At 42.4% G+C, this 8,763-nt stretch carries 8 protein-coding genes; 1 reads left to right on the forward strand and 7 read right to left on the reverse strand.

The genetic code is table 11. The annotated features are described in order from the left end of the window. Nucleotides 1-294: 294 nt before the first annotated feature. The 7 genes from B5D29_RS07780 to B5D29_RS07810 all read right to left on the reverse strand — a co-directional run bounded on the left by B5D29_RS07780 (nucleotide 295) and on the right by B5D29_RS07810 (nucleotide 8,321). Nucleotides 295-2,001, reverse strand: coding sequence for a hypothetical protein (locus tag B5D29_RS07780; RefSeq protein WP_078769006.1), 1,707 nt, complete (start codon nucleotides 1,999-2,001; stop codon nucleotides 295-297). Nucleotides 2,002-2,439: 438 nt separating this feature from the next. Then, on the reverse strand, nucleotides 2,440-3,525 hold the full coding sequence (locus B5D29_RS07785) for a PucR family transcriptional regulator (protein WP_078769007.1): 1,086 nt from the start codon (nucleotides 3,523-3,525) through the stop codon (nucleotides 2,440-2,442). A 186-nt stretch (nucleotides 3,526-3,711) separates the two neighbouring features. Beyond that, a complete protein-coding gene (locus tag B5D29_RS07790; RefSeq protein ID WP_078769008.1) occupies nucleotides 3,712-4,416 on the reverse strand; it encodes a pseudouridine synthase in 705 nt (234 codons plus the stop codon). Next, the gene (locus tag B5D29_RS07795) at nucleotides 4,403-4,861 is read right to left on the reverse strand and encodes a DUF4830 domain-containing protein (protein ID WP_159443443.1); all 459 of its coding nucleotides are present in this window, start codon (nucleotides 4,859-4,861) and stop codon (nucleotides 4,403-4,405) included. The genes B5D29_RS07790 and B5D29_RS07795 overlap by 14 nt, the downstream gene beginning before the upstream one ends. 49 nt (nucleotides 4,862-4,910) lie before the next feature. Then, nucleotides 4,911-6,308 carry a penicillin-binding transpeptidase domain-containing protein gene (locus tag B5D29_RS07800; RefSeq protein WP_078769010.1) on the reverse strand — a complete coding sequence of 466 codons (1,398 nt, stop codon included), beginning with the start codon at nucleotides 6,306-6,308 and terminating at the stop codon, nucleotides 4,911-4,913. Beyond that, nucleotides 6,305-7,567 (reverse strand): FtsW/RodA/SpoVE family cell cycle protein, encoded by a 1,263-nt coding sequence (locus B5D29_RS07805; protein WP_159443444.1) that lies wholly within the window; start codon nucleotides 7,565-7,567, stop codon nucleotides 6,305-6,307. The genes B5D29_RS07800 and B5D29_RS07805 overlap by 4 nt, the downstream gene beginning before the upstream one ends. A gap of 4 nt (nucleotides 7,568-7,571) precedes the next feature. Further along, the gene (locus tag B5D29_RS07810; RefSeq protein ID WP_078769012.1) at nucleotides 7,572-8,321 is read right to left on the reverse strand and encodes an FHA domain-containing protein; all 750 of its coding nucleotides are present in this window, start codon (nucleotides 8,319-8,321) and stop codon (nucleotides 7,572-7,574) included. Nucleotides 8,322-8,542: 221 nt separating this feature from the next. Between B5D29_RS07810 and B5D29_RS08620 the strand changes: the two genes are divergently transcribed. Continuing rightward, nucleotides 8,543-8,763 (forward strand): transposase (locus B5D29_RS08620; RefSeq protein ID WP_143406705.1); only part of this gene is annotated, 221 nt, incomplete at its 3' end.

The following is an 8,763-nucleotide window of genomic DNA, read 5'->3' on the forward strand; positions in this document are numbered from 1 at the left end:
TTGTGCGAAAAAATAGTATTTCTTTTGTGGCGAACGACTCTGGCTCCCCTTATAGTAAGGGGAGCTGTCGTACTTTATGTGCGACTGAGGGGTTAAAAGGATTAAACAAATTAAGATAAAACCCCACCGTCTTTTTGCTTTGCAAAAATCCACCTCCCCTTGCTTCAAGGGGAGGCTGTGTTGGTTGGGGAGGGGCTGTGTTGGTTTGGGCAGAGTAAAACCCGGTGCTCTTTAACAGAGCACCGGGCCACTTTGAGAACTATAATAATTTAATTTTTATTTAACACTAAAAACTTACTTTACCTTTACTGTCTTCTTTACAGAAGCTGTCTTAGCGCCGTTTGGACCGTAAGCCTTAACCTTTACAGTGTACTTACCAGCCTTAGCAACCTTAACTGTGTTCTTTGTAACGTTCTTCTTAACCTGCTTCTTTACGAGCTTACCATTTGAATTGTAAACCCATACAGCAAGCTTAGCAACCTTACCAGCGTTACCCTTAACAACGATCTTCTTCTTTGAAGCCTTTGCTGTTGGAGCAAATCTTACCTTAGCAACAGTTGCAGTAGCGTCACATTCTGAGCACTTCTTTGTGCCTGTAGCGAAGATTGTAGCAGCCTTTGTTACAACCCACTTGTGAGCACAAGTTACGTTTACTTTGTAGCCAGCTGAAACAGCAGCATACCAAGCAGCTGTGTTTGCAGGAACAGTGAATGTTACCTTGTCAGCGTCAACGCCAAGACCTGCGAAGTTTACGAATTCTGGGTTCTTAACTACAACAGACTTAAGCTGTGGAGCAGCCTTTGTGCTAAGTGAAGGAACATCAGTACCGTCGATATTAACTGTTCCGATTGTCTTTACATTTGCACCAAGAGTGATAGTCTGAAGACCAGCAAATTCATTAGTGAAAGCTGTAACCTTAGCACCGTTAGCTGTGTCAGCTACTGTAGCAGCTGTAGCATAACCATAGTATGTAGCAGTTGTTGCACCTTCTTTTACAGTCTTTTCTACATAGTACTTGTTTGTCTTAGAATCATATTCTAATTTCTCATCAGCTGCAACTGTATAGTCAGAAGGAACTACAATCTTTTGCTTATCCTTAGCATCTGTATATGTTGTATCATACTTCATACCTGTCTTCTGTGAAACAGTGATCTTTGCTGAAGCCAAGTTGTAAGCATCTGCCTTCTTAACATATGTATACTCAACATCCTTGCTGTCTTTTTCATTCTTTGTTGTAACAAGGAGTTCTTCGTTAAGAGTAGCCTTGAAGTAGTATGTCTTACCAGCTGTAAGAGTGCCAAGCTTAATTTCCTTACCATTTTCAACGTCTTTTACTTCCTTGTCTACTACGATGCCCTTCATTGAGTCATTGTAGTTTACATACTTGTAAGAAAGAATAGCCTTTGTTTCTTTTTTAGCTGTGCTGTCGATTGGGGTTCCAGCATCTGTTACAGGAATAAATGCATCAGGTACTGTATCAACCTTATCAGTTGAAGCAACATTGTCAATTACAACTGAATCTTGAACATCAGTTACCTTTGTTTTCCAATCTACATCTGTGAAAAGTTCGTCTTTCTTAGAAGAATAAACATGAGCCTTTTCTTTCTTTTCAGCTTCTGTCATACCCTTCTTGTCAGCCCACTTTGCATATTCTGCTCTGCTGTAGCCATAGTAAACAGGTGCTGATTCAACCTTCATTGTATAAACACCTGTTCTTGCAGGTGTGAATGAATAGTAGCTGCTAAGTGTTGTTTCATCGATTTGAGCAGACTTATTGTTTTTCTTATCTTCATCGGTCTTAACGTCAGCAGTCTTTGCAGCCTTAGTTGTATCGATTGTTACATTTGCCTTAACAGTTGCTTGACCGTTAACAATTTTTTCGTACTTAACTGGTGAATTCTGAAGAGCGTCAGCAGCGAAAGCTGATACTGTGCCAGCAAGTGAAGAAGCAGCCATAACAGCAGCAAGAGCAACTGATAATGTTTTCTTTGCAAGTTTCATTATAAAACTCCTCCTTGAATTTTGTTTTTGTTTTGTTTGTTTTGTTTCGCAGATTGTTCTCGTTCTGCAGTCTTTAGTGTGTTAATTCTTAAATTATTACCTCCCAAATCAGATTGCAATCCAAAGTTCTTGATTAGATCACACCATAAGTATAGTATAAGAGTACAAAAAAGTCAACAAAAAAGTCAACAAAAATTTTCCTAAAAATCATTTTTTTGTAAAAAAAGAATTAAAGGACGGTATTTATATTGCTTTGTCTATGTACAAAATCCACATACCTTGGAACGACTTAATCAAGCCGATTACATTTATATGCCAAACCGACAAAGTCGGATATAGCCGAAATAGAATATGGGTTTTTAACCCCTCAGTCAAACCTGCGGTTTGCCAGCTCCCCTAACCATTAGGGGCGCCTATATAATAGGTATATATTATATATTAATACTTTATTGGAGTAGAGTCAAGATATTTATTAACCATAAGTGCAACTTTGAACACGATTGCATCGTCAAACTCTCTCAAATCAAGGCCTGTGAGCTTCTTGATTTTTTCAAGACGGTAAACAAGGGTGTTTCTGTGAACAAAGAGCTTTCTTGAAGTTTCGGAAACATTGAGGTTATTGTCAAAGAACTTTTGAATGGTGAACAAAGTTTCCTGGTCGAGCGACTCGATACTGCCCTTTTTGAACACTTCCTTGAGGAACATCTCGCAAAGTGTGGTAGGAAGCTGATAAATAAGACGAGCGATGCCCAAATTGTCATAGTTAATGATAGTTTTTTCATTATCGAAAACCTTGGAAACTTCAAGTGCAACCTGTGCTTCCTTGAAAGATTTTGCAAGGTCCTTGATGCCTGTTACGCAAGTGCCGATGCCGACAACAGCCTGGCAATAGAACTCGGTTGAGAGTGTGTCGCAAATAGACTGCGCAAGCTTCTCCAAATCCTTTGAATCAACATTTGGGCGAACTTCCTTGACAAGCGCAATGTCGGTTTCGCTGATGCTGATGACGAAGTCCTTTGTTTTGTCCGGGAAGAAATTTTGCACAACATCAAAGACGGAAACATCTGTGTGCTCCGCAACTCGGATGATGAACACAACCCTTGTGGCATCGTTGTTGAAGCGAAGCTCACGGGATTTGATGTAGATATCGCCCGGAAGGATATTGTCGAGAATTACATTTTTGATGAAGTTTGAACGGTCAAATTTTTCGTCATTATTCTTTTTAATTTGGTCGAGTGCAACCGCAATGATTGACACATAACGGCGTGCAGTTTCGTCCGTGCCGTCAACAAAACAAGCATATTCAGGATGAACTTCATCACCGAAAGCCTTGTATGTGCAGGTGTCAACACAAACATGCGCACCGCTGAAAACGCCTGCTGCAACTACGCCCTTGCGTGACTCGCCGATAAGACCGAGTTCACTGCACGAAATGACAGAGCCGGTATCGTCAACAACACCGATGGTTCTGTCCGTTGCATCACGCATTTGATTAATTATAGTTTGGAATAATCTGTTAGGCATAAAAACTCCTCCAAAGTGCAACACATTCAAATACTGCACAAAAAAATATCAAACCTGTTGTATATATTATACAAGAGGTTTGACGAATTTGCAACCTTTTTACCAAATATTTTTATAAATTTTGTGCTATTTGACTAACAGTTTACATAATACACAATATATTGTGTTTTGAACGCCCCAAAACCACTATTTACCGCAAATCAAATCAAGCTCTTCGGCGGTCAAATATCGGCTTTCGCCTGCTTTGAGAGAGGAATCGAGCGACAAATTGCCCATTTTTACTCGGTCAAGTGCGGTGACGGTTATGCCGTGTTTTTTGAACATACGCTTGACCTGATGGTACAGACCCTGCCGGAGCACGACTTGGCAGACGGTCAAATCGCCGTCAATCGGGGTGATCTCGGCTTCAAGCAATTTTTCGCCGTTGAGGGTCATTCCGCCTCTGAAATCCTCGACCAATTCTGCTGTAATCGGCTTGTCAAGGTGAGCAACATAGGTTTTGTCGATATGCTTTGACGGTGACAAAATCGAATGAGCAAACTCGCCGTCATCCGTGAGCAAAACAAAGCCGGTTGTGTCTTTGTCAAGTCTGCCGGCAGGAAAAAGTCCCCGCCTTTTCATATCATCGGGGAGCAAGTCAACCACGGTTTTTTCGCCCTTGCCGTCAGATGCGGAAATCACGCCCTGCGGTTTATTCATCATAATATAGACAAATTTTGAGTACGCAATTTGCTCGCCGTCAACCGTGACAATGTCGCTGTCGGCGCACTTGGTATCCGCCGTTTTTGTGACCGTGCCGTTGACCGAAACCCTGCCTTTTTTGAGCAGTGCCTTGGCATCGGTGCGTGAAATATTAAGTTGTGTGGATAAAATTTTGTCAAGTCTTGTCATTAAGTGCTACCAAAAATCCGTCGTCCGCCGAGGTGTCGCACAAATCTGCGCCGATAAGCTCGCCGTCAAGGACAATCAGATTGGCAATAACATTGTCGTTGTCGCCGTAATTTGTAATATGATATGTGTACATCACAGCAGTTTTGCCCTTGTAGGCGGTCAAATCGAAATTCTGCTGTTTTTGAATTTCGTTGTATTTATTGTACACTTCGTTGAATTTTTGCGGAATGATTATCTCCTTGCTTTCCTCGCAAGAATCGGTTTTGTAGCCAAGAGAATTGATATAATTCACTCGTTCCTCGACTGTTTTGCACGAAACCGTCTGCAATTTTGAAGCAGGTTTTGCCGGATGATTGCCGACAAAGGTAACAAGAATTACGATTACTCCCGTCAGGAGAAGAATCAGACCGAACGCAGTTTTGGGTTTTAGTTTAAAAGTTAACATTCGCATATTATCACCAAAGGATTATATGCGAATATTGAGAGTGTTATGATTATTCCGATTCAACAAGCTTTGTGAGGACTCGTTTTGCAACAGGTCCTGCTGTTTGTGAGCCTGAATTTCCGTTTTCGATAACCACAACAAAGGCATACGGATGCTCGCTGTCGTCCATAAAGCCGACAAACCACGCAATGTTGTGATTTTCGTTGCTGTCAATCTGCGCCGTGCCTGATTTTGCGCAAAGATTAAGCCCTTTATATCTGCTTTCGCCATAGTGATTTGTGACATTATAGCGCATCATTTTCTTGAGTTTTGCCGCAACATCGGAATTCATCATGGAAAGCTGATTGCTCGGCAAAGTGAAATCGAGTGCCTTTCCTGCCTGATTTGCAAGAGAATCAACAATATTGAACGAAACGGCAGTGCCACCGTTGGCAACAGCCGACACGATTCGAAGCATAGTTATCGGCGCAATTCGGGTATTACCCTGACCAATGCCTGTCCAACCGAGAGCATCAACACCGAGTTTGATTTTGTCGGTTGTGTCGAAATGTCCGGCATAGGAATCAATAGTTCCGCTGACGGTTACGGCAGAGCCGATACCGAGTTCCTTTGCGGTGGTTGCAAGTTTTTCCTGACCGAGTTCAATGGCAATTTGAGCAAAAGTGGAGTTGCACGACTTTGCAAGTGCGTCATTAAAATTGATGTGCTTGCCGTGATTTGCGTTGCACTTGATTGCCACACCGCTTTCCGGCTGATATTCGCCATTGCACACCCATTCTCTCGAATAAATATCGGGGATATTTTCGATTGCACAAATCGCTGTGACAAGTTTAAAGGTTGAGCCGGGAACATAGTGAGCATCCAAAAGACGATTGATGTAAACGCCCTCGTATCTCTCGCTTGTCAAGAGGTTATCGGGAACATCCTCAACATCATAGGACGGTGACGAAACAGAACAAACAATCTCGCCCGTTTTGTAATTTACGATTCCGACAGTTCCCTTCCTGCCGTCAAGTGCCTTGTACGCTTCATCGCAAATATCACGGTCAATGGTGAGTTTGAGGTCGTTGCCCTTGCCGTATTTTTGAATATTATGCACGCCGAAAAGGAGGCTGTATCCCGTGAGTCTTGCGGAATAAACAGACTGAACGCCTGTTGAAATAAAGTTCTTTGGGTCGCCTACAACATGGAGTGTTGACTTTCGGGTTGTGGCAGAATCGGAATAAACACGGTCGCCGTCCTTCGTTTCGGCAAGGACATCGCCGTCTTTGTCATAAATCGTGCCTGCGCCGATGAGTTCACCATTGCTGTAAACATGGTGATTAAAGCGTTTCATAACCCAAGTGTCCCCGTTTTGCACAAGCGAAACGGTCATAAAAACAAGACCGACAACGAACGCAAGCGACATAATCCAGAGGAAAATTCCTCGTTTGGTAATCATTTTCATTTCTTCTTTGCACCTCCAAGATAATTGTAGGTACGGACATCCGAAGCCTTGATGAACGCAAGCACCGCCCAACAGCACATCATACTTGAACCGCCCTGGCTGACGAACGGAAGCGTTACACCTGTGAGTGGCAAAATATCGGTTATGCCGAAAATGTTAAGTGCGGTTTGGAAAAGCAACATTCCCGCACTTGCAATGGAAGCGATTGAATAAAATGTTGAACGGGAGGCGATGGAATTCATCAGCGCCGACACCGCAATGCACACAAAAGAAAGCACAAGTGCGATACCGAAAAGATAGCCCCATTCCTCGCAAATTACGCCGAAAATAAGGTCGTTTGTTGACTCGCCGATATTGCGAATATTGCCGTTGCCGATGCCAAGACCGAGCAGTCCTCCGCTTGCAAGACCGACAAGCACACGGCTCTGCTGATAGCCTTTTGAATAGTAGAATTCAGGCTCCATAACATGGCGGTAAACCTCAAATCTGCCCTTGATATTGCTACGGTATTTGAGCACAATTGCACTGCCCATAACCGCTGAAACAACTGCCAAAATAATGGTTTTGATGTCGCCCGAATTCATAAATGCAATGATGAGGAAAGTGACAAAGAAAATCAGCGCCGTGCCAAAGTCCTTGATGATAATAAGCGAACCGACAACTGCCATTGAAAAGCCGATGAACGCAATGATATTCTTTGAAGTTTGGATTTTTTCGAGCGTTGCCGAGCCGACAAAAATGAACGCAACCTTGACAAATTCCGACGGCTGAAGCGTGATTCCGCCGATAGTTATCCAATTTCGTGCACCGAGTGTTGTTTTTGCAATGACGAGATTGACGAGCAAGAGCAAAAGTGCTCCGATTGCCACATACAAGCGCAGTTTCATACAAAAATCAACATAACCGAGCAGGAACATCAGGAAGATGAAAATCAAAATTCCTGCCAAAATCATAAAATACTGCTTCAAAGCGGCGTCCGCATTTTTACTGCCGATGGTCACAAGTCCCACTCCCGACAGGAAAAACGCAATGATTTCGAGTTCAAAATTTCGTCTGTGAAAAACAGTGTAAAAGAAAATCAAATACACCCATTCCGTTGCAATGAGAAGTGCCAACGCTATCATAACTTTTGGCTCAAAAGCGTCACCGCAATTTGCGCCCGCAAAGCCTGTTACAAGCTGAAAAAGCGACAGCACAAACAGCAACGCAAAGTTATTGACCGGCTTTATTCTGACCGGCCTTTTAATTTTATCTTTCATAATCTTACCTCTCATAGAAGATGAACACTCGGTCGCCGAATGTTATCATATCTTCATCAAAAATAAGCTGTGACTGTGTCAAAAATCTGCCGTTGAGCTTTGTTCCGTTGTGGCTGTCCAAATCGGAAAGTGCCCAACCTCTCGATGTTTTGTAAATTCGAGCGTGATGTGAGCTGACCGCCTGCGACATAATTCTGATGTCTGCGTCCTCGCCTCTTCCGATGAGAACATCCTGCTTTTTGAGGTAAATCGGCTTCTTTGTTTTTATGTCAACAAGAACACCGTAAGCAACGGTTTTTGCCTTTTCGCTCTTTGGCTGTGCCTCGCTTCTAATCCGCTTTTTACTGCGTGAAGAAAGAGCCTCCTCACATTCAAATTTAAGCGGAATGTTGCCGATTGTGATTATATCGTTGTTTTCAATCACGCAACTGCCGTCCACCTTTTCGCCGTTCACCAAAATGCCGATTGCACGGGCGGAAGTGTCGGTTACAACCCAATCGTTTCGCTTTTTTGCAATAACAGCGTGGAAGCGGGCAACGGTCGGAAGCGGAAGAACAATATCATTTGCCTTACTCTTGCCGATTGAAGTTTCCCAATGAGTGATTTCCACAATACTGCCGTCATTTTGGTCGATAAGCCGTGCAAGTTTGTGGACTCTCGGACGGTTACGGAACAGCGACACAATGCAGGTTGCCAATATAAGAACTGCGGCAACGGGAGCAACATATCGCAAAATCATTATAAGGTAATCCATAAAATACCCCTCTTTAAATTTACATTTTTAAATATACACAATAATACATAATAATTTTATTAAGTTTTGCCTAAATTGTCAAGTTACTTGAAAATTGTTAACAATTATTCTATGTAGCGTTACAATAGATGTGACACCAAAAAGATATAGAAAAAGCGATTGAGAAAAGATAGAATAAGAATAACCACAAACCCACGCTATCAAGAAAGGACTCAATCGCCATGAATAGTATAACACAAAACAAGAGATATTGTCCACACCAAATAACAACAAGAATACACGCAGTAAAATTGTACCGACAAAGTAAAGATATAGATTTTGTATGTCGAAGGTATCACATATCAAAATCATCATTAATGCGTTGGAACAGGAAATACGATGGAACAGTCAAATCACTAACCGATAAGTCTCACAGACCGATTTCAAAGCATCCAAATGCTCA

This window comes from Eubacterium coprostanoligenes, from assembly GCF_900167205.1.
Taxonomy (GTDB): Bacteria; Bacillota; Clostridia; order Oscillospirales; family Acutalibacteraceae; genus Eubacterium_R; species Eubacterium_R coprostanoligenes.